The sequence below is a fragment of the Neptunitalea chrysea genome (genome assembly GCF_027924145.1).
GTDB lineage: Bacteria > Bacteroidota > Bacteroidia > Flavobacteriales > Flavobacteriaceae > Neptunitalea > Neptunitalea chrysea.
The window spans coordinates 17,204-38,168 of record NZ_BRVP01000011.1; the positions used below are offsets into that span (position 1 = coordinate 17,204).

The 20,965-nt window shown below is 29.7% G+C and carries 22 protein-coding genes; 11 read left to right on the forward strand and 11 right to left on the reverse strand.

Annotated elements, in window-relative coordinates; all coding sequences use genetic code 11:
• Positions 1–7: 7 nt before the first annotated feature.
• The 6 genes from NBRC110019_RS09195 to NBRC110019_RS09220 all read left to right on the forward strand — a co-directional run bounded on the left by NBRC110019_RS09195 (position 8) and on the right by NBRC110019_RS09220 (position 4,980).
• The gene (locus NBRC110019_RS09195; protein ID WP_281754265.1) at positions 8–934 is read left to right on the forward strand and encodes a helix-turn-helix domain-containing protein; all 927 of its coding nucleotides are present in this window, start codon (positions 8–10) and stop codon (positions 932–934) included.
• Between the two features lie 257 nt (positions 935–1,191).
• Complete coding sequence (locus NBRC110019_RS09200; RefSeq protein WP_281754267.1) at positions 1,192–1,404, forward strand: hypothetical protein; 213 nt, start codon at positions 1,192–1,194, stop codon at positions 1,402–1,404.
• 399 nt (positions 1,405–1,803) lie between these two features.
• Positions 1,804–3,105 carry a tyrosine-type recombinase/integrase gene (locus NBRC110019_RS09205; protein ID WP_281754269.1) on the forward strand — a complete coding sequence of 434 codons (1,302 nt, stop codon included), beginning with the start codon at positions 1,804–1,806 and terminating at the stop codon, positions 3,103–3,105.
• Between the two features lie 138 nt (positions 3,106–3,243).
• Complete coding sequence (locus tag NBRC110019_RS09210; RefSeq protein WP_281754271.1) at positions 3,244–3,564, forward strand: helix-turn-helix transcriptional regulator; 321 nt, start codon at positions 3,244–3,246, stop codon at positions 3,562–3,564.
• Between the two features lie 71 nt (positions 3,565–3,635).
• Positions 3,636–4,271 (forward strand): helix-turn-helix domain-containing protein, encoded by a 636-nt coding sequence (locus NBRC110019_RS09215; protein ID WP_281754272.1) that lies wholly within the window; start codon positions 3,636–3,638, stop codon positions 4,269–4,271.
• Positions 4,272–4,554: 283 nt separating this feature from the next.
• A complete protein-coding gene (locus NBRC110019_RS09220; RefSeq protein WP_281754273.1) occupies positions 4,555–4,980 on the forward strand; it encodes a hypothetical protein in 426 nt (141 codons plus the stop codon).
• 237 nt (positions 4,981–5,217) lie between these two features.
• Here the strand turns inward: NBRC110019_RS09220 and NBRC110019_RS09225 are convergent, their stop codons facing one another.
• Entirely contained in the window at positions 5,218–5,604 is a 387-nt protein-coding gene (locus tag NBRC110019_RS09225; RefSeq protein ID WP_281754274.1) for a hypothetical protein, read from the reverse strand.
• 3 nt (positions 5,605–5,607) lie between these two features.
• Positions 5,608–6,549, reverse strand: a complete 942-nt coding sequence (locus NBRC110019_RS09230) for a tetratricopeptide repeat protein (RefSeq protein WP_281754276.1) — start codon at positions 6,547–6,549, stop codon at positions 5,608–5,610.
• Positions 6,550–6,982: 433 nt separating this feature from the next.
• On the opposite strand from NBRC110019_RS09230, the gene NBRC110019_RS09235 reads away from it, so the two are divergent.
• From NBRC110019_RS09235 to NBRC110019_RS09245, 3 genes are read left to right on the forward strand one after another with little or no spacing between them, the layout of a single operon-like run.
• On the forward strand, positions 6,983–7,291 hold the full coding sequence (locus NBRC110019_RS09235; RefSeq protein WP_281754277.1) for a 7(1) septoil knot domain-containing protein: 309 nt from the start codon (positions 6,983–6,985) through the stop codon (positions 7,289–7,291).
• Between the two features lie 34 nt (positions 7,292–7,325).
• Positions 7,326–10,382 carry an Eco57I restriction-modification methylase domain-containing protein gene (locus NBRC110019_RS09240; RefSeq protein WP_281754278.1) on the forward strand — a complete coding sequence of 1,019 codons (3,057 nt, stop codon included), beginning with the start codon at positions 7,326–7,328 and terminating at the stop codon, positions 10,380–10,382.
• On the forward strand, positions 10,379–11,086 hold the full coding sequence (locus NBRC110019_RS09245; protein ID WP_281754280.1) for a hypothetical protein: 708 nt from the start codon (positions 10,379–10,381) through the stop codon (positions 11,084–11,086). Before NBRC110019_RS09240 ends, NBRC110019_RS09245 begins: the two co-directional genes overlap by 4 nt.
• Positions 11,087–11,123: 37 nt before the next feature.
• On the opposite strand, the gene NBRC110019_RS09250 is transcribed toward NBRC110019_RS09245, so the two are convergent.
• The 4 genes from NBRC110019_RS09250 to NBRC110019_RS09265 form a co-directional block, all read right to left on the reverse strand.
• Positions 11,124–12,059 (reverse strand): ISAon1 family transposase, encoded by a 936-nt coding sequence (locus NBRC110019_RS09250; RefSeq protein WP_281754281.1) that lies wholly within the window; start codon positions 12,057–12,059, stop codon positions 11,124–11,126.
• A 37-nt stretch (positions 12,060–12,096) separates the two neighbouring features.
• Positions 12,097–12,447, reverse strand: a complete 351-nt coding sequence (locus NBRC110019_RS09255) for an ISAon1 family transposase N-terminal region protein (protein WP_281754283.1) — start codon at positions 12,445–12,447, stop codon at positions 12,097–12,099.
• A 286-nt stretch (positions 12,448–12,733) separates the two neighbouring features.
• Positions 12,734–13,159, reverse strand: coding sequence for a hypothetical protein (locus NBRC110019_RS09260; RefSeq protein WP_281754285.1), 426 nt, complete (start codon positions 13,157–13,159; stop codon positions 12,734–12,736).
• 60 nt (positions 13,160–13,219) lie between these two features.
• Positions 13,220–14,740 carry a tetratricopeptide repeat protein gene (locus tag NBRC110019_RS09265; protein WP_281754287.1) on the reverse strand — a complete coding sequence of 507 codons (1,521 nt, stop codon included), beginning with the start codon at positions 14,738–14,740 and terminating at the stop codon, positions 13,220–13,222.
• An 83-nt stretch (positions 14,741–14,823) separates the two neighbouring features.
• Here NBRC110019_RS09265 and NBRC110019_RS09270 point away from each other — a divergent pair, with 83 nt between their 5' ends.
• The gene (locus NBRC110019_RS09270; protein WP_281754289.1) at positions 14,824–15,048 is read left to right on the forward strand and encodes a helix-turn-helix domain-containing protein; all 225 of its coding nucleotides are present in this window, start codon (positions 14,824–14,826) and stop codon (positions 15,046–15,048) included.
• Here NBRC110019_RS09270 and NBRC110019_RS09275 read toward each other — a convergent pair.
• From NBRC110019_RS09275 to NBRC110019_RS09285, 3 genes are all read right to left on the reverse strand, one after another.
• On the reverse strand, positions 15,022–15,993 hold the full coding sequence (locus NBRC110019_RS09275; protein WP_281754290.1) for a hypothetical protein: 972 nt from the start codon (positions 15,991–15,993) through the stop codon (positions 15,022–15,024). The two genes, NBRC110019_RS09270 and NBRC110019_RS09275, sit on opposite strands and share 27 nt — an antisense overlap.
• A gap of 186 nt (positions 15,994–16,179) precedes the next feature.
• Positions 16,180–16,614, reverse strand: coding sequence for a JAB domain-containing protein (locus tag NBRC110019_RS09280; RefSeq protein WP_281754291.1), 435 nt, complete (start codon positions 16,612–16,614; stop codon positions 16,180–16,182).
• Between the two features lie 146 nt (positions 16,615–16,760).
• Positions 16,761–17,165, reverse strand: a complete 405-nt coding sequence (locus NBRC110019_RS09285) for a hypothetical protein (protein ID WP_281754292.1) — start codon at positions 17,163–17,165, stop codon at positions 16,761–16,763.
• A gap of 243 nt (positions 17,166–17,408) precedes the next feature.
• Between NBRC110019_RS09285 and NBRC110019_RS09290 the strand changes: the two genes are divergently transcribed.
• Positions 17,409–18,905: a hypothetical protein gene (locus NBRC110019_RS09290; protein ID WP_281754294.1), complete on the forward strand. Its 1,497-nt coding sequence runs from the start codon at positions 17,409–17,411 to the stop codon at positions 18,903–18,905.
• 39 nt (positions 18,906–18,944) lie between these two features.
• Here the strand turns inward: NBRC110019_RS09290 and NBRC110019_RS09295 are convergent, their stop codons facing one another.
• Both NBRC110019_RS09295 and NBRC110019_RS09300 read right to left on the reverse strand, forming a co-directional pair.
• Positions 18,945–19,970, reverse strand: coding sequence for a DUF3871 family protein (locus NBRC110019_RS09295; RefSeq protein WP_281754295.1), 1,026 nt, complete (start codon positions 19,968–19,970; stop codon positions 18,945–18,947).
• Positions 19,945–20,811, reverse strand: coding sequence for an AAA family ATPase (locus NBRC110019_RS09300; RefSeq protein WP_281754297.1), 867 nt, complete (start codon positions 20,809–20,811; stop codon positions 19,945–19,947). Before NBRC110019_RS09300 ends, NBRC110019_RS09295 begins: the two co-directional genes overlap by 26 nt.
• Positions 20,812–20,965: the final 154 nt, after the last annotated feature.

Sequence of the window (20,965 nt, forward strand, 5' to 3'; positions counted from 1 at the left end):
TAAGAATATGGAGAATATAAAACGTATTTCAAAAATTATAGATTTTCATCATTTTGCAAATCTTTCGGCACCCAAACATCCTTTAATTAGTTTGATTGATTTCAGTAAGGTTCGTTTTCCCGAAGACTTAAAAGGACTGAAATTGGTACAAGAATATTACACGGTTGGTTTAAAACGAAACGTTCCTTACAAATTGTTTTATGGGCAACAAGAGTATGATTTTAATGAAGGTTTAATGACTTTTTTGGCACCAAATCAAGTAATGAGTATGGAAAGAAACCCTAATATTAATTTGAGTGAAGAATTAAAGCCTTCGGGTTGGTTACTTTTAATACATCCAGATTTTTTGTGGAATACAGTTCTTGCTAAACCGATTAAGTCTTATGAGTTTTTTGGTTACGCTATTAATGAATCATTGTTTTTATCTGAAGATGAAGAATTAATGCTGATTGATATTTTAAAAAAAATAGAAAAAGAATATCAAGCCAATATTGATAAATTCAGTCAGAAAATTATTGTATCGCAATTGGAATTGTTATTGAACTATGCAGAACGGTTTTATGAACGACAATTCATCACTCGTAATAAATCCAGTCATCAACTTTTAGAGCAAGTAGAGAATGTTTTACTGAATTATTTTAATCAAGATAATTTAATAGAACTTGGCCTACCAACTGTTGAACATTTATCGCAAGAACTTAACCTTTCTTCAAATTATTTAAGTAGTATGTTGAAATCGTTAACAGGAATGAGTACGCAACAGCATATTCATAATAAGGTGATAGATAAAGCAAAGGAAAAACTGTCAACAACTCATTTGTCTATCAGTGAAATCGCATATAATTTAGGGTTTGAATACCCAACATCCTTCAATAAACTTTTTAAGAGCAAAACAGAAATGTCACCACTAGAGTTTAGAAAAACTTTTAATTAACGAAATACTAACGCTAATAACTAAGTCTTCGCGTAGTCGGTACGGCCAAACATGAAGATCGCGTTGACTAAACCGGGTCCTGTTTTCTCTTACTATGGGGATTGCTATGGTCTATTAGAGTTTTGTAGATGGCTTTCAAAGTCCTGTCGGGTTCCCAATTTATTTTCCCTTGTCCGCTCGGATTCCTTTTTATCTTCTTGTATCGTTTTCCCTGTCCAGACCACATATGATGATAGCCGTTAAAAGACAAACAGCTTATGGGAAATAAGAAAAGATATTATAAAGCATTAATTGAAGACAATCATCAATTGAATGAAATAGACCTTGGAGAAAAACTTGGACTTGATGAAAATGAAACAAGAGAAATAATAGATCTACTTCTATCTGAACATAAAATTGAATATGTAGAAAACAGAACTTGTAATTATAGCCTTATGAAAACTTCAAAAAGGAAAAATAAAAGCAGGTAGTCGAGTAGTAAAAGAGAAGTCTAATACCTAAACTATGCGTTTAAGCATTAAAATATTTCATCAATAATATTTCTTGCTACAAAATAATAGCATTTGCAATCAAGAGAAATGTCAAACCGAAAATACTACGATTCTGTACTTATTCTGTACTATGTAAAATAAAAAAGGCTTTCGATTTCTCGAAAGCCCCGTCTTTACTAGTAGCGGGAACTGGACTATAATTTTATTATTGCACTTTCTTTTACTTAATTCTTAGTGTTAGTGTATCCCTTTATTTATAAGGGTTTGACGGGTTTTGTTAATAAGTTAGATTATTTTTTGATAAGTAAAATAAATTAAAATGCTGGGAATATGTCGGGAATTATTAACTTGCCTATAGTTAGATAAAGACAATGAAAGATGGCAAGTATAAAATTCAACCTCATCACTAAAAGTAATCCCTCAAACCTCAACATAAGATTTTATCATGGTAGAAGTATCGATTGTAATGCTCCCTCAGAAATTTTAATTAATCCGAAATTATGGAGTAATAAAATGCAAAACTTAAAGTCTTTGGTTGATAAGGAAACGAAAGAGCATTATCGGAGTAAAATAGAAGCTTTAAAAGAAGATATTATTAAGAGGTTTAATGATGATTACTCTACAGGGAAGATAATCAATTCAAAGTGGTTAAAATCGGTAATTAGTGAATTTTATAATAGACCTACCGGAGAAGATGATTATAGAATATTCTTAGTACCCTTTATAGATAATTTTATTAATGAGTCTGAACATAGAATAAATCCTAAAACAGGTAAGAAGATTTCATTTAGAACTATTCAGAAGTACAAAACAACTTTAGGACAAATAAAGGATTTTGAGGAATTAGAGAAATCTAAGTTTAAAATTGCTGATGTCAATCTATCTTTTCACAAGAAGTTTACTACTTATTTAAAACTAGATAGAAATTACTCTAATACAATGATAGAAAAGATTATTAGTCAGCTTAAAGCTTTTGTGAAAGAGGCTAAGGAAAAAGGGTATGATTATAGCTTAGAAGTTGAAAGTAGTAAGTTTACCTTTAGAAGAGATGAAACCATAGAGACTTACTTAAATGAAGATGAAATTAATAAGGTGTTTGAGTTAGATTTATCAGCAAATGAAAGATTAAATAATACTAAAGACCTTTTTATTATAGGTTTGCGAACAGGCCTCAGGATTAGTGACCTAAAAAGAATACATCAATTTTTGTTTACTGATGATGTTATTATTATCTCAGCAACTGAAAAAACGGGTGCAACGGTACAAATACCTTTACATCCACAAGTAAAGGAGGTATTAAAGAAAAGAGGGGGGAAATTACCGAAAGTTATATCTGAACAGAAATTCAACAACTATATTAAAGAGATATGTAAGGAAGCTGGTTTTACAGAAAAGATAATCGGTAATAAAAGAAACCCTAAAACAAATAGAAAAGAAAAAGGGTATTACCCCAAGTATCAGTTAGTAAGTAGTCATATTTGTAGACGTTCTTTTGCTACCAATTTGTATGGTAAGATAGATGATAGAACAATTATGCAAGTAACAACACATAAAAGTGTTAAGCAATTCCATAAGTATATTAGAACGTCTCAAACTGAATATGTAGAAAGGTTGGCTACTTTCTGGGAACAACAAGATGAATTAATCAATTCTAAGCCACAATTAAAAGTTTCTCGATAAAGAATAATTTTTTTGAGTGAAAATATCTAGCTATTGTTAGAGAAAAATAAGTTTTGGTATAAAAACCAAATACTTGATTATTATTTACTTGCTTGCTTGATTTTTTTTAATTTACTTTACGGGAGTTTATTAAACAGTATGAGTACCTTATATCTGGAAGGGATGAAACTCGAGGAGTTTGACCTTCACGTAAAAAAGATAATAAGGGAATGTTTAGAGGAATTACTAATTAAGGAGCAGCTAAAAGACGGAGCACTATTTGAATCACAAACAATTCCTTTAAGAGAAACAAATTCAGAGCTACTTTCGAGGAAGGAAGTCAGCCAATACTTAAAAGTCTCTCTCGTCACACTTAATGAATGGGAGAAAAGGAAAATCTTGGTGCCTATTAGGATTGGTACTAGAGTAAGATACCGGATGTCTGATATTCAGAACTTCACACGGGACGAAAATAATTAAAGACTATTATTAACAAAAAAGGCACTTTGTGTTATTGCAAGTAACTAGTGCCTTTTTTTAAAATTTTTGTGATGCTCAAAAATAATAAAAAACAATTATTTGTATACAGAGATGTAAGGCGAGGATTTATGCAACATAATAAAGGTAGGTTTTGTTTTACTAAATATTGTATTTGTGCCTTGATATATAGATGGAAAGATTTTGATACAGATGCTTACAGCGGAAAGAAAAAGAAATTTGCAGAATTTTTAGGTATAAAACCTCCAGCTGTTACTTATCATTTAAACAAGCTAATTGAAATGGGAGAAGTTGTTGAAACAGAATCAGGTCTGAAATTGGTTGCTCAATCGGCATGGGATGCTATAGGTAAACAAAAAATTAAAGGAAGCTTCGTTATTCTCGATTTTAAAATTAAAATAAAATTAGCTTCTAAGAGATATAGTAGACCATTGAGTATAGAGCAATTTGCAGTTCTCTCAATTTTAGTAACCTTGAATATGAGAAAAGAGAGAAATCTTTGGATTAAAGATTTGCCTATTTTATTGAAGCTTGATAGAGATACTGTTAAAACAGCAATAAATAAACTTGTCAAATACGGTATATTAAATCAGTATCGCGAGTTTGATTCTGCTTATTTAAATGAATTTTTTAAAAATTATATCCAGCAGATTAAGGACAATGCTCATGTTTATTATGGTGAATATTAGTTTTTATGTTTATGTAAAATCGTAAAAATAAGCCTTAGAAACGTGAATAAAAAGGATTAAAAGTTTCTTGAAAAAAATTAAAAGTTTCTTTTGAATTTGTTAAACATTTCTGTTAAAACAATTAAATGTTTCTTAGGTTTAATTAAAAGTTTCGGATACATATATAAGTATTTATTAAATTATGTTTAGGAGTATTCATTGTACGCTATAAGCTAAAGCTTATAGCATTACTAAGGCAAGGGGGGGGATGTGTAAAATTTCATTTTAATCTTATTTTGAACTTATGAAAAAATTAAGCTTAAACTCAGAAAAAATCCAGAATAGTAATTCTGGTATGACTAGTGCTGGTAGAAAAAAAGGCAGTACTAACAGACTTAATCAAAATGCTAAAGATGCTTTATTTGATGTTTTAAACCCTTCTCTAAAGGATTTAAACAAGCGTCTTAATAGCTTGGAGCCAAATGAAAGAGTAATGGTCTTAAAAGGCTTTGCAAAGATGCTAGCTGTAGGAGACGATGAAGTAGCCCAAAAAACTAGAAAATTAATTTATGAGGGGTTAGAAGAGCATTTTAAGAAATTGAAATTCTATTTTCCTCATGTACCTCAGGAAAAGAAAATAACTGAGTTAAGACAGTTCCTTTCTTTACTTCCTATTCAGAATATAGAGGAAGTTGTAGAAAGCATGAAAAACCAGAATATCAGATTCTAGTTTAAAATAAGGAATTGTACTTGGTACAAGTTCTATTTACGTTTTTCTGTCATTAAGATTATTACTTTAAAAGCCTTTAATTTTGATAGTTTGTAGCTACCATTGTTAAAGGCTTTTTATTAAGAAGGGTTGGTACAAGTACCCCCACCATTAAAATAGAGTACACTATTGAGAGTGTAACTAGGTGAAAAGTACTCCTGAGGGCAATTTTTTAAGATTGTTTGAAAAATCAATATTTTATTTTTCGGCTTGTAGAAAGTCTATGATGTTCATTTTTATTAAAGAAGCTCCAAAATAGTAAACAGGGTCATTTTCCTTCAACAACTCATAAGATTTCCTAATACCTTCTACCCATGTCTTAAATTCTTTAAAGTTGGGGTCTTGCTTATGTTTTACTTTTAAACCGTCAAAAGCAATAGTAATTGTATTAACATTGTTTTCTATGGTTGGTAGAAGTTCTTTAGCCGTTGAGGTTCCGTTATTAATTCTCTCAAAGGAATTTACAGTTATTAAAAGATAGCTAGTAGCCTTATAAAAATCTTTTTCCTCATTTAAATTCTGAGAAAATGCCTTGGTACTTACTAAAAGTAATAAGATTACTGATGTATAAATAATTCGGTTCATTTCTTATAGTTGTTTTATTGATAGTATATTCCCTTGTAAATCTACCTTAGCTCTTACAGTATTCAATACTTTTGCTCCAAAGGCATTCTTTTCTCTAAATTTCATATAAACATAGATGTAACTTCCTTTGTCGGTATAAGTACTTTCTACATGGTCAAAGCTACTAGGGTCATTCATGTTGTTTTTTATATATCTTTTAAGTTTTATGTGACTTCCATCCCAAACAGAAAATTGCTTCTGAATCTCAGAAACTCTTTTTGCTTCTTGTTGGTTTATGGCTTCCTGTTCTTTATTTGGAGTGAACGATATTTTAGGAAGGTTGTATTTGCTTTTAATGTTTCTGGCAAGTACAGAATCAATATTTTTGACATACATGGATTCAAATATGTCTGTTGAGCTTCTCCAGTTCCCTTTAGAGGCTTTTTTAGTTAATTGGAAGTAAATCGTATCATTGTTAGGAGAAATGTCGTAAGAAGCGATAAAAGAGCCTTTCCAGAATTTTATAATGCTATCAGCCCATTTAGTTTTAATTTTTTCTATCTCCTTTAGTTTTTTTTCTGTAGCTAGTTTTAATTGTTCCTCTTTTTCGAGTGTTAGTTTTTCTATACTATCCATTTTCTTAGAAGCTACTTCTATTCCGTTACGGGCTTTTGTATAGTTTTCTTCATTTTCTTCTACTCTCTTAAAACTGGTAATAGCTTCCTTGTATTTTCCATTTTTTAAGAGCTCGTTTCCTTTTTCATAATAGTTTATAGGGAATAAAATAGCGATTGTGATAAGAAATAAAATGAATGATGATATTATGGAGCAAATGAGATATGTTATTTTCTTCCATGTTTTAGAGCCTCTTTTAAAAATACCTATTGTACCGACAATAGGAAAAGTAAATAGTAAAATGATAAGAAGAGATTTCCGGTTGTACCATTTAGATTTTGTTGTTTCCATATAATCTATTGTTTAAAGTTGTAAATTTTAAAAGCACTTTTGTAAAATCCATACGGATTTCCTCAATAGTCTTATGGATATGGAAAGAAAAACAGCGTACCCATATCACGTAGTAAACGAAGGTTCGCCAAAACCCACACAACATACGGAACAGGCACGCCTTATTGGCGCACTCATTCGTCTCGTTGTGTATTAAAAATTGGCGATTTTCGTTTACAAGACTAAAATAGTACTATATCAAAAGCCCTCTTTTTGGGCATATTTTCTGTTGCAAAATTATCAATTTTGTATAAAAGAGTTTGTTAAAACCTAATATATTATAATTGGGTTGCTAAGAATTGTAATTAATAGTCTTTATCTACTCAAAAAAATAAATATGCTAGGAGTGATAACTCTTTATAATAAATATTAAATTTGAGAAAGATTGATTATTATGAAATTGTTTTGCTCTTTATTGCTATTCTTCATTTCAAATGTAGTTTTTAGCCAAATTATTTTTGTTACTGATGATAAGTCAGAGGCCGACTATTTAATATTTGTTTCAGATAATAAGTCAGAAGCAGATTGGATAGTAATGAAAACAGAATACAATAGTAAAGCAAAACAAGGATATTGGTTTTTTGCTGATTGGAAAAGTCAGGCTGATATTGTAATTTATATCACCGATGATAAATCAAAAGCTGATAAAATTGTTTTTTATACAGAGTGGAACTCAGAAATTAAATTTGATTTAGGAAACTGAATTAAAAAAAAATAGATTTGCAAAAATAGGAATTGTGAAGAATAGTCAATTATATAGTTTATTGTCTCAGTTAAATTTGGAGGAAAAGGTTATCTTTAAAGATAATGATGCTTATTCGTTCGAGTTTCATAAAGATATTAAACAGAGAATTGAGGCTATAGCACCAGATGCAGTGTATGTTTTTAATTCTCAGCCACTTATTTTATTTTTTGACCTTGCAAATAGAGATGCTAATTTTGATTTAGATAGTTTATATAAAAAGGTTTGGTCTTTTGATAGTACCTCTATAATATTCATAATTAAAGATTCCGGTATAGAAGTCTTCAATGCATTACATTATATAAAAAGTAAAAGTCTAAATTCTCTCGAAAAGATAGACCTATCTCATGAAGAAATAGTTAATCTTTTTAATCTTTGGGAACTCGAAAGTGGGAAAACATGGGAGTGGTTCCAAAATGAATTTATATATAAAAAAAGAGGTAGAAACCATAGTAAAAGAGTAAACGAGCGGCTTTTTAGTAACATCAAGCAGGTCAGAGAAGACTTGAAAAGTAGAAATCTTTCAGAAAATGAGGCTAATTCTCTTATTCTTAGGCTTATATTTATCCGTTATCTTATTGATAGAAAAATAAAAATAGATGATGAATTAATTATTGGTGAAGTAGAAAATCTTAATGAGAGACGAAAAAGTTTTATAGAGCTGATTAGAGAACCTCAGAAATTAAATAAACTGTTTGAAAAATTAAATAGTAGATTTAATGGGGTCTTGTTTAAGGAAAATGATATTTTATTAGATGAATCCCAAGCGAATTATTTATCTGATGTTTTTTCAGGTGAATTACAAGACGAAAATTCACTTTTTAATGGCTTTTTCTTTGAAATTTTTGATTTTTCTATTATTCCTGTTGAGGTAATTTCGGGTATTTATGAATCTTTAATAGATGAGGAGAAAAGAAAACTGGATTCGGCAGTTTATACACCTTCTTTTCTTGTTGATTATATTTTAAAAGATACAGTAGATGAATTTTTAATGACGAATAAACCTGAAGAATGTACCGTTTTTGAAGTTGCGGTTGGTTCAGGTATTTTTTTAGTTCAATCCTTAAGGAGGATTATCGAGAAGGAAATTGAGATCAACGGACAATGTGATAATGAATCTTTTGCGAAAAAAATTAGAGGTTTTGCTGAGAATAATCTTTATGGAATAGATATTAATGAACAGGCCTTGAAAGTTACTTGTTTTTCAATATATATAGCTTTGTTAGATTATTTGGAGCCTGCTGATATAAATGTTTACCCTTTTCCAGAATTAATTGGGAAAAATTTATTTGAAGCCAATTTTTTTGACACTCAACATATTTTTAATGATGTCATGGGACTAGTTCACCCCAAATTTATTTTGGGTAATCCTCCTTGGAAGAAAGATAAATCCGAGCACCATTTAAATTGGGTTAATACTACGAAAACATATAGTAAAAAGATAGTTGATGGTTTAGAAATAGCTCAATCTTTTTTAATTCGAGCTAAAGAATTTATGGTATTAGATACTGTCTGTTCTTTGATTGTTACAAGTACTATTTTTTACAATGTATCCAAAACAACTAAAGAGTTTAAAATTGATTTTTTAACGTCTTTTAAGCTTAAGAAATTTTTTGATTTATCACCTGTTAGAAGATTGATTTTTGAGAAGAACAATAGTCCTGCAACTATTGTTAATTTTATGCTATCACAGAATAGTGATTATAAACTAAATGTAGTAAATCACCAATCTATAAAATCAAATATTTTTCTTAAAAATTTTAAAATTTTAGTTGTTGAGAAGTTTGATAAAAAGGAGATAATACAGAAGGAATTTATTGAGAATGAATGGATGTTTAAAGTTGCTTTGTATGGGAATACTTTAGATTATTATTTTTTAAAACGATTAGTTAGTAATAGTTCATTGAAGGATTTCTGGGGTGAAAGACTTAGGTCGTTAGATGGATTTAAACGTGATAAGATATCCAAATATAAAATTAAAGATATTGACAGATTTATAACAGAGAAATCTGATGTCAAAAATTATTATACGCCGTCTAAAAAAGACTTAGAGGATAGAGAAGATTTATCTGTAATTTATTCAAATTTTGGAGATTATAGAATAATACTAAAAGGGCAAACAAAGAATGAAAGTGAAATTATAGTTTCCTTTTCTGAGGGTAAAGCAATATTTAGAAATGATACATTTTTATTTGTTTCTAAGCTTGATGTAATAAAGGTTATTTATAGTTATTTAATATCGGATATATATACATATTTTCAGTATATCACATCTTCTACTTGGGGTATCGCTACAAGACCAGCAATAAGAATGTATGAGTATTTGAATTTTCCTTTTGTTGAAATAAATGAAGAGGATAAAAAAGAATTGATTGTTTTAATTGATGCATTTTTAAGAAAGTTAAAGGGGAATAATTTTGATAATGGGGATATTGTTGAAGGTGAATTGTTTAGTCTGGATTATTTAGAGTTTGAGGAGTTCCAAAAATTATTTAATTCAATTAATAACCTGATTAATAAAGTCTATGGTGTTAAGGAAAATGAACGAGACCTTATTGATTATGTTTTAAATGTGTCGAGGTATCAATTTCAAGAAAGTAAACAGTTTTGTTTTACTAAGAATGTAGGTGACGATAAACAATTTTTGAGTGGATATGCTGAGGTCTATTTAAAAGAGTTTTCAGATATATATTCAGATGAGTATATACAAGTTGAAATCTTTTCATTAGAGCATTTTATTGCAATGAATTTTGTAATGAAAGCAGAAGAACCAAAGGATAAGATTATATACTCAGACAATAAGGATGTAGCAAAGGTTTTGCAAACTTTAGCTGATACTTTGAGTATATCTCAGGTAGTTAGTTCTTCTGACCCTTCTAAGAATTTATTTGTACAAAAAGATATAAAGGGTTTTGAGGAAAATTCATTTTATATAATTAAGCCAAATGAGTATAAGTCATGGCATAGAGCAATGGCATGGTATGATGTTGCAGAGTTTAAAGAAGCAATTCAAAAGGCTGAAATTGATGAACTTAATAATGATTTTGAATGAATTTAAAAGGCTCAGCTTTTACCAAGAACCGTAGTGAAAAGCTTGCTTTAACAAGAAAGCGAGTGAAAATGATTTTTGTAGCTGTGATTAATAGTTATGAAGATATTATTAAGGAAGGTGTCGTTTTTGATTATTCAAAAAGGGGGAAGGTCAAGCAAGAAGATTTTTTAAGGAATAGATTTGTGGATGATTATTTAGAGGCTGAACTTTCTCTAAAAGAAACAAATACTGAGTATTTTACAACTAATAAAGAGGTGGCAGAGGAGTATATTAGTCACGTTGATGGTGAGTTGCATAATGACCCTATAGATATTCATATTGTTGATAAGGCTTTAAAAAAAGCATGGGGTAGTAAAACAAAGCCATATTTAGCTATTGAATGTAAAAGACTGGGTTCGATAAGTGATTACGTTGGAGATACCCAAAAGTTTACTGAAAGGGATTATACAAGGCTTAGACTTCCTTTTGAAGGTCAATTAGGTTTTATAGAAAATAAGAGTTACAATCATCAAATTGTTAGTGAAAAGATTAATGAAAAGCTTGTTGAAAGTTCAACTATTACAACAAATAAGCAGTTAGAGCATTTGTTTTTAAAAGAAGGTTGTAAATATTCTTATGTATCTGAACATGAAAGAATGGATAAAACATTTATGTGTGTCTATCACTTGTTTTTAGATTATACTAATATTGTAATATCTAATTAGAGTAAGTAAATAATGGATCATTCCTAAATATTGGGGACTAAGCAAATATTTTAGTGAATCTATACAAGAAAAACTCGGTGTTTTTGACTCCTCTAAACTGAGCTCTAAAAGCTTTTATTTTGGCATTGAATGATTCTGCTGAAGCATTTGTATTTCTGTTTATAAAGTAATTCAAGATTGACCTATAGTTTAAACTAATACTATTGGCTACCGTTTGGAAGCTTTTAAATCCTGCTAATTCTACCTCCCTGTACCAATGAGCTAGTTTCGTGTAGGCTACTTTAATATCATACGGTTGATTAAATATGTTTCTTAATCCATTAACCAGCTTATATGCCTTTTGTAGTTCAGGGTATAAATCAAAGAGTAGATTCGCTCTGTTAGCTTGACTTGTTGTCCAGTTATTAGGAGTCTTATAGAGTAGATACCTACTTCTTGCTAATAGTTGCTTAGGAGTATCTCCATTAGCTAGTATTTTAGGAGTATATTCTCTTTGCTGTTCTTTATTTTGTTTGATTTGCTCATTTTCTATATCCATAGCTTCCCAACGATATTTAATCCGTAAGTCCTGTAAAGCATCCATAGCTAGCTTTTGAACATGGAACCTATCGGTAACTTGTAAGGCTTTAGGAAAACAGGTTTTTACTATTTGCTTCATGGAATGAGCCATATCCAAAGTTATTTCCTGAACCTTATTCCGTATAGCGTCCGGTAGTTTGAGTAATCTGTTAATAATAGGTTCTGCCTTAGTACCTTTAAAAATACCTACTAAAGCTCCTTTTTTACCTTTAGCTTTTTTATTGGTAATTATAGTATAGAGCTCTCCTTGAGAAAGAGAGGTTTCATCTATTGATAAATGAGAACCCATATTTTCTGGATAGATAAGCCATTGCCTAGCATGAGACTTATTCTCCCAGTTAGTAAAACCACTTAAATGATGTTTATATTGATTTTGAAGTCGCTTTCCATCCACTCCATAAAATGAACCTATAGTATGGCAATCATTGGATTTAGTATCTACTAATTTCTTTTAAAAAAGCAGCAAACTCTTGTGTCATACGAGTTCCCTGAGCTACTAAATTCCAATCTCTTTGTATTATCTCTCCACTGGATTGATCTGTCCACCTTCTACGTTTTACATGAAGATAAACACTGTTACCACGTAAAGGAAAATCTTGTATAATCACTTCCTTATGGAAGCCTTTAGACATTAATGTGCTTGAAGAAGACCTTGGGGGTGTATTACGCTCTTCAAAATACAAATGAAGTACTTCGTGTTTCTTTTCACTTTTTACTATATCAAAATAATCAACCAAAAAAGAAGGTAACACTAACTTTAAAAAGTCAAGGTAATTTTCCAAAATATTTTTTTCGCAAAAATCTATAATTCTAATTTAATCCCCAACTTTTCTGCTTGATCCTAAATAATCGGGAATAAGTCGGGAATATTAAAAAGAAAAAAAGCTATAACTTATTGTTTTGCAACTTGTTATAGCTTTTTCTTCGTAGCGGGAACTGGACTCGAACCAGTGACCTTCGGGTTATGATTTTCAGTTAGTTACATATCGTTTTTTAAAATGTATGCCGAATTGTTAGCCTTTTTCTAGAATTTACAACCATAATAGAGTAAAATAAGAAGTGTAATAATTAATCTATACCTTCTGTACCATGAAGAATTATAAAGTTCCTTTTAGTGAATTGAAGATACACCTTATCCTCATGTAAATTATGTAGTAAAGTTACTTTTAATGGCTTGTTTATCCAAATACAACAGATATGCTCTTTAGTATCTGTTTTCTCATTAGGAAGTCCATACGTAGCATTTAATGTACCTTCTAGGATTGTAAATATATCCTTTAGACTAGAAGTATCAAATACTATTTCAACCCCAAATAGAAAATCAAACCTAAAGTACAAGAATATCTCTTTTACCTTGATTTTGTGTATTCCTTGTATATCACCTTTTAGGTACTTATACTTCTCCTGATATGTATTTAAATCCTCAATTTCTACAACTAATTCCCAATTCTCATAATGCATACCAAGTTTAAAGGGTAGTTCATTTATAGTCATAATTATTGGGTATAAAAAAACCACCTTGTTATAGGTGGTTAATTTTGAAATATTAAATATTTAGTTGCAATATTGTTTGATTAAGGAGATTGCATCTTTTTCCCCTAACTCGCCAGCTATAGATAAGTCTTGACAACCTTTTTCTCTCTGTTTAGATTTGATAAAAGATAATGCTCTATAATAATAAGAATTTGGATTGCTATTTAAATTGATAGCATTTGTAAGAGCATTTATTGCACTTGAGTAATTTCCTAAGTTATACTCAATCTCACCCATTGTGTCCCATATATACCAGTGACTTTCATTTAATTGTAGAGCTTTTTCAGCTAGATTTTTCGCATGTTCAAAGTTCTGAAGTTTACAATATAAGTAGGCTTGGTTATTATAAATTGTAGCCATGTCATATTGTTGACCTTTATTTTTTTCTCCTAATTTTATTAATGTTTCATAATCTGCAATTGCTCCATTATAATCACTTAGTTGTGCTTTTGATAAAGCTCTTAGATAGATGAAATCTGGTAGTACATTGTCCGAGTTGTTAATTGCAGATGTTAGGTCTGAAATTGCTTTAGAGTAGTTAGACATATAGTAATAGCAAAAGCCTCTTATACCGTAGGAATAGCTTTTATGAAAATTATTGAATTCACTATTTATTAAATTAATTGCTTCAGTGTAATTTTGTGTGTTTAATAATTCTTTAATTTTATTAGTAAGCTCATTTTTTTCTTTTGCTGAATTAGCATCATTTTTATAAGGATTTGATATGAATTCTCCATTATTGATTGATTTTAAATATAATTGTGAAGATTTGATATCCGATGCTTTTTTAAAGAGGTTTTTAGCTTTTTTCGTATTTCCTTGATAGTAATATGATAAAGCTAGATAATAATTGGTAAGTTGGTCTTTATACCATACATTCTCGCAAAAATTTTGTACAGACAAAAAATTATCCATAGACATTAAGGTACTTAAATATTCAGAAGTTATCATGTAAATTGTTTCGTACCAATCTTTTCTAGCATCTGACTTATGAAGTCTAAATTGTTTAACACCATTATTATAAGCATCTAATATATCACCCATTTTATAATAAGCTATACTTTTTAAATAGTATGCAACTGCAAAATTAGCTTCTATTTTTATCATTTTGTCAGCATCATTTATTACAGAATTATAGTCTTTAGCATTGAAATGAACATTAGCTTCATCTATTATATATGATATTTTTTTGATTTTAGGGTCAACAATATTCTGATCCTTATAAGGATTATAGATAAAATCAATATTAAAATTGGGTTTTGCTGTTTGATATCTGACTCTATCATTTGAATTTGTAGAAGTTTTATTTTTTTGATCTGCTTGACCTTGTATGAAACCTCTATTGTAACCATCCTTATAACTATTTGATTTTTCATTAATATTAGGTAGTGGAGCAATAGGAGGAATGGGAGGGATACAACCAATACCTTGATCTTGGCAGTAACCTTCTTTATAGCCAGATTCAAACCCCTTAGAGAATTCTGTTTGACTAAAACTATAGTTACATATGAATATGAAAAAAAGTAAATATTGATATTTCATTTTAGTAATAATTTAATGTTGCCATATATGGCATTAAGTAAAACAAATATAACCCATTTCTTGACTTGTCATAAATGTCAAGCATGGAAAAGTCAGAATTATTTAAAGCTGTAGGTAAGAGAATTAAAGAATTAAGAGAAGCTAAAGGCTTAACCCAAGTGGATTTAGCAGGTAAAATGGAAGGAGAATTTGATACTACGAATGTGTCTAGAATAGAAGCAGGTAGAACAAACCCTACACTTTATAATCTTTATAGAATAGCTGTTGCTTTGGAAGTTGATTTAGAAGAATTGGTTAGAGTTTTCTGATACCAATCTGTCTTTACAAACCTTACAACATTCCAAATTAAAACTTTCCAAGGTTAAAGTATCAAATTCTATTTGATCTAGGTTAAAGGTCCATCTGTAATATTTCGCAAGTAGTTTGAATAATTCACTTTTTATTTGGAAATGTTGACTCCAGAAATTTTTTAATCTTTCAATACCATAGTTATCTAAAAAGTTTTCTCCAATAACTTCTGGATGTGCTTCATTTATAGATTTCATTTTTTCGATTATTTCCTTGTCTTTCTTTTTAAAGCAATAATCATAAAATCCTAAATATTTAAGTGTAGAAGAAGTACACATATTATACCTAAGAGTGATAAGTTCTTCTATCTGGGCTTTAAATTTCTCAAAATCAAATTTATCCTCAACATGTTGCTGACCAGTATTCTGCTTATTTTCAATTAATTCGTAACCTTCATTTAATTTTGGTAATTTATGTTTTACAGAAAAAGAAGTATTGTATCTAAAAACAACAAGAGCAGTAAGTTCTCTATCTGGTAGTTTCTTTTCTTTAAAATTGTGATATTCAAACCATGCTCTGAATTCATTAATTAATTCATTCTCTTTTACTTCACGAGGTATGTGATAATCTTTAAAATCATTATTTAGTGTCTTGCAATCTCTAAATATATGATACTTTTGTTTACCACCTCTGGCAAAAACATATAATTTAGAATCTTTTTCTTTTTCTATAAATTTATATATTTTGAGATTATCATGGTTCTCAAGTATAAATTTATAAACATAGAGTTTTCGTAAGTTTATTTGGCTGAAAATACTGTAAAGCTTTGGTTCTGGATAGATATTTTCAATGAAGAATTGTTTTGATATATGGATGTAAAAGTCCTCTAGTTCAAAGTCTGATGCTAATTTGTTAAATGTAAATTCAGTTACAAAAGCCACTACTAAGTAATATTTTACTTGCAATGTAAGGATTTGTTAGATTATAACATATCTTCTAATGTATAAATATTATCATTTCTAGAAGGAACTGTGCCAAGCAGAATATCTAACATTTAGCTATTATTACATATTTAGGATATTTGACCAAGTAGCGGATTCTGTTGATTTAGGTTAATTATGAGCTAGTTCATGGTTAGACATGATTGAAAATTATATGTCTCCATTATCAGCCATACTGTAGTACATGGTTGGATTTATTATTAAATGGTCTAATAACATTATATCAACCAACTGGCATGCAGCCTTTAGATTGTCAGTTATTTTAGTATCCTGAGTACTTGGTTTAAGTGCAGTACTAGGATGATTATGAATTAAAATAATGCCACTTGCTACAGCTTTTAAACTTACACTTAGAATGAGTTTTATATCTACTATACAACCAGATACTCCACCTTTTGAAAGGTTGTAAATACCTATTACAACATTAGCCCTATTCAATAGAATAACTTTAGCTTCTTCTTGTAGTTCAATAGTATTTAAATTCCAATGTTGTATGGCTACCTCATAAGCATCTTTGCTTTGAGTTATTTTAACCTTGTCTGTATTTTTATTTGAGTATGTTACCTCTATTTCTGATACTTTCATTTTTTGTAGATTTTAAAATAAAAATTCCAGTCTTGGCAGAACACTATATAATGTAATAACCAAAACTGGAATTAAAATGTCCAGAATCCGTAATGCTATAATATATAACTACGAGAGTTGGACATTTTTAACTTTGAACTAAATTATTAAGCCCTAGAAGAGTTACCTGAATTACCATTCATTTGAGCCATGTGGAAATTATTGTTGAATTGATTACTTCCACCAGATAAATCTTCTACAATATCTGTATTCTCAGAAGGTTGGGAGTAAACCCATCTGTGAGTTAAAATAATCTCTTCACCAGTTTCCTTAATTACATAAGGATAAGGTTCTACCTCTTGTTTGGTAACTTCTCCTTCCATTTCTGAACCTATAAGGGCTTTACAGGTAAACTCATCAAAGGTACATGGGATTGAAGCTTTTTTAGCTGTAGCATAGAATTGATTAGTTTCTTTACTTCTAACCATTTCAAGTCCTCCACTAATTTCTAAAACAAAGAATTCTCTACCATCCTCTGCTTGTCTTTTTTGATAATTAATAATTCTAACCATTAGTATAAAAATTTTGAGTTGAACATTGCCTAAAAATCATTACATTTACAAGAGTTACAGCTTTTACTCCCAAAAACTTAACCACTTAAAAATTGAAATGTTTACAACTAGGCAGCAAAAAAAGATCTTTTGCCCGTAAGGGGTGGGGGTAGTTTTTGTGTGCAGAAAGAGGGGGGGGACTTTGTGAGGGTAGGCTGCGTGAGTGTAAAATTGAGTGGTAAAATTTTTTTTATTTTTTTATTTATGACTGCACAGGCATTTGAAAAAATCATATTTAATGGAGAGGAGTATGATTTAGCAACAGAACCTCTTGAGGATTATCTTAATGATAGTGCCATTTCTTTTGACTTTTTAAATACTTCTTTATCCCGTGGTTACATAGGAACATGGGAGGTGAAAGAAAACAAACTGTATTTAAAAGATTTAGAAGGAACTACTAATAATGAAAAGATAGGAATGGAGTTTTTATTCAACAAGAGTGGAAGTTGTTTTGCCTATTGGTATTCTGGGAGTTTAAAGATTGTTTTTGGTGATATGTTATCCTATTCTCACAGAGGTTTTTTTTCAATTTTTGAAAATGAGTATATTTTAGAGGTAGATAAAGGTTTTTTAGTAAAGAAGACAATAATTAAAAACATTGATAAGGAAAAGAAAATAATTCTTCGTGAAATTGATTACAACTCAATAATAGATGAAAGTTTAAAGGTTTTACGTGATTCTATAATGAATTCTAACAGCTACCCCTTTATTAAACTACCCCAAAAAATACATAGTTTAGAATGTGGTGTCTTGGAGGATTTAGAACCTCTAAAAGCTCCTGAAAAACCAATTCTTAAGTCTAAGAATGAAGGATATTTATGGTCTGTTGGTATTTTATTTTTACTTTTTTTATCAATTAAATTAAATTGGATTGAATCTTTTATTTCGGTTTTATTTTTTATTGTTGGTTTAATTCTTTCAATTTCACTTATCTATGAGAACTATGGGGCTAAAAGAAAAAGCAAAGAAGAATATAATATTAAAACTGAAAAGTATAAGCGCGAATTTTTAGAAGTTGAGAGGGAAAATGGTAAAAGGAATAAATTAAGGAACAACCTAAAAACAGAACTGAAAATAAAAGCATACAGAGATTCATTTTTAAAAGAGTTTTTTTCTAATAAAACATATGAAGGGCTTGTATTTAATTTTGTAAGTGAATTTAAACGTGAAGCTATACGTGGTAGGTTTGATTTGGGTTTTTATTTAATTCTTCAAAAAATATTCAAGAATAATATTTGTAATGACCTATGTATTGAATTAGATGGCTATTCAGCATATGAATATACACCAGATGTTATTTTTAGTAATGATAGAATTTTTTTAGACATTGAAATTGATGAGCCTTACACGCTAGAAGGAAAACCTATTCATTCATTCAATGACCTTAGGGAATTGAACAGAAATTCATTTTTTACTGATAAAAATTTTATTGTTATTCGCTTTTCAGAAAATCAAATTGCATTATATCCTATCCAATGTTGCTTTTTTATAGCTTCTTGCATTTATTATTTCACAAATGACATACAGTATATGCTTGATATAATTAATAATTATAATTTTAATCTGATTCTTGAAAAAGAAGAAAGATGGGATGAAGAATTAAGTTTAAAATACGTTAAACAGAATTATAGAAAGAAAACCTTCGATATGAACGAAAGTATTGAAAATTCGATAAAAAATTTGAATAGAATTGTCTTATAATTAGCCCAATCAATTAATAAACATTGACTGGGCTTCTTCTCAACTCAAAAACCAATGGTAATTATTACTACCATTTAGAGCCTTTAATAAGCTATTAGAAAAGTTATAAGCGTTGTTACTTCTATCTAAGAAAGTATCAATATAACTGCTCTTATTAGCTTGGGTAAATAAATTATATAACTTCCAGAGATTAATATCTCCATTTTCAGACTTACAGAAGGAATCATCCTGATAATAATCCCTAGCTACCGTAGATATTTGCCCATCATTTAAGTGCAATTCAGGTATAGCTACTTTATCCCTTTTAGGTAAATAATTGTACAACCTAGCTCTACCAATGAGTTGTGCAAATTCATGCTCTGAAAGATAGTGAGAACCTAGTAACCTCATATTTTGTATATGCTGTTCTGCCTTATACTGCTGTAGTATCTGTGTGATTTTACTTTTTAGGCTATGGTAGTTATCAGCTTTAAGGTCTCCTGAATAACCATCTGTAGATACACACAAATTGCAACATACCAAATTCTGAAATCCAATAAAGAACTTAAATTTTTCATAGGTCTTTTTAGAATATAGGTTCTCCTGATTATAGGCTCTAACTCCACCTATAGCTAATGCAATATCATTTCCATTTATATTGGCTGTAATACTAGGAATACGCATTAAAAATGCCATACGCTCATAGTAGATAGTCTTTTCATTATCCAAAAGCTCCTTAGCTGATTTATGAATTGCAGAAGGTACTCTACCTTTTATTTGGTGAGATACTCTTACTTCTGGTAATTCAATTTGCTGATTAGGAAACATACTATAAGCACATTCCTGAGCCACTTCAATATACTCCTGATGAGCCAGAGTCTTTTCATTGTCTTTACTAAATACAGGAATAATACAATCCTTTTTTAAATGCGAAAGGCTAACTGATGATGTGTTAGCCTCTATAAATGCTTTTCTTTTATATTTAGTAGTTACATTACTATTCTCCTGTTTATTCCCTATTATGGTAGTAGTTTTTACAGGCTTTAAAAACATGCCATTATTAGGCTGTATGATTTGTGTTTCCATGATGTAAGTTTTGTTGGTTTAACATAAATTGATTTGAAATAATTGTGTCCTTCTGAACCCTGAAATCATTCTCTAAAAGCTCTTTCCAGTTACTATAGTGTACATATAGCTGTTTGAGTAGTTCCAAGTCCATACAAGCCTTAATTTTACTTCTAGCTTCTTGGAGATTGGTTCCTGAATTACACCATTCTAAAATCTTCTGACCTGTAGAAGTATTAATGATAAACTCCGGTTTATTCATAAATAGCCCTGTTCTGTCTTTGGAACATAGTGTAAAGTGTTTAATGTCTATTTCAAACACTATGGTAAATTCATAATCTACTCCATCTTTTTGTACAGCTTTTAAGCCCACTTTTTCAGGTACGTACTTACCATCTTTCTGTTGTAGTACATAGTCCTGTTTAGTTCTCATAGTAACTATCACATGAGCATCTGCCTGAAGTATTTTATTCATAAGGGATTTATGTAAGGGCATTACTTTACTCCAATTTGTAAATGAATTACCTGAAAGCTGAGAATGATAATCTATTAAATAGTCCCAAGCATGAGAAATACTGTCAAGTATAATAACATTCATATCTGCTCTAAGGCATATATCAATAGCTTTAATATACTTTTCAGGTGTAAATGGTGATTCTAAAGTGAGTACATTGTAATTACCTAAATGGGCATATAAATCTGCTGAACCATTTTCAGTATCTACAATAGCAACTTTAGTAAGGTCTTTGTTTGTAAGTCCTTGTGCTAAGAGTAAACTGGAATATGTTTTACCACTTCCAGCACTACCTTGAATTGCTAATTTAATTTTAGCTTTCTTGCGTTCTGATTGTCTTAATTGCATGGTAAATTAAGTTTTTAATTATGTGAAAAAGGTGAAAATTTTATAAGGAAATAAGCATTTGGCTATATGCTTTTATTTTGTGTAAACTCATGATTTTGTTGGGCTAAAACTTGATAATGTCATAAAAATTTAGTAGCTTTGTGCTATCAAAAGA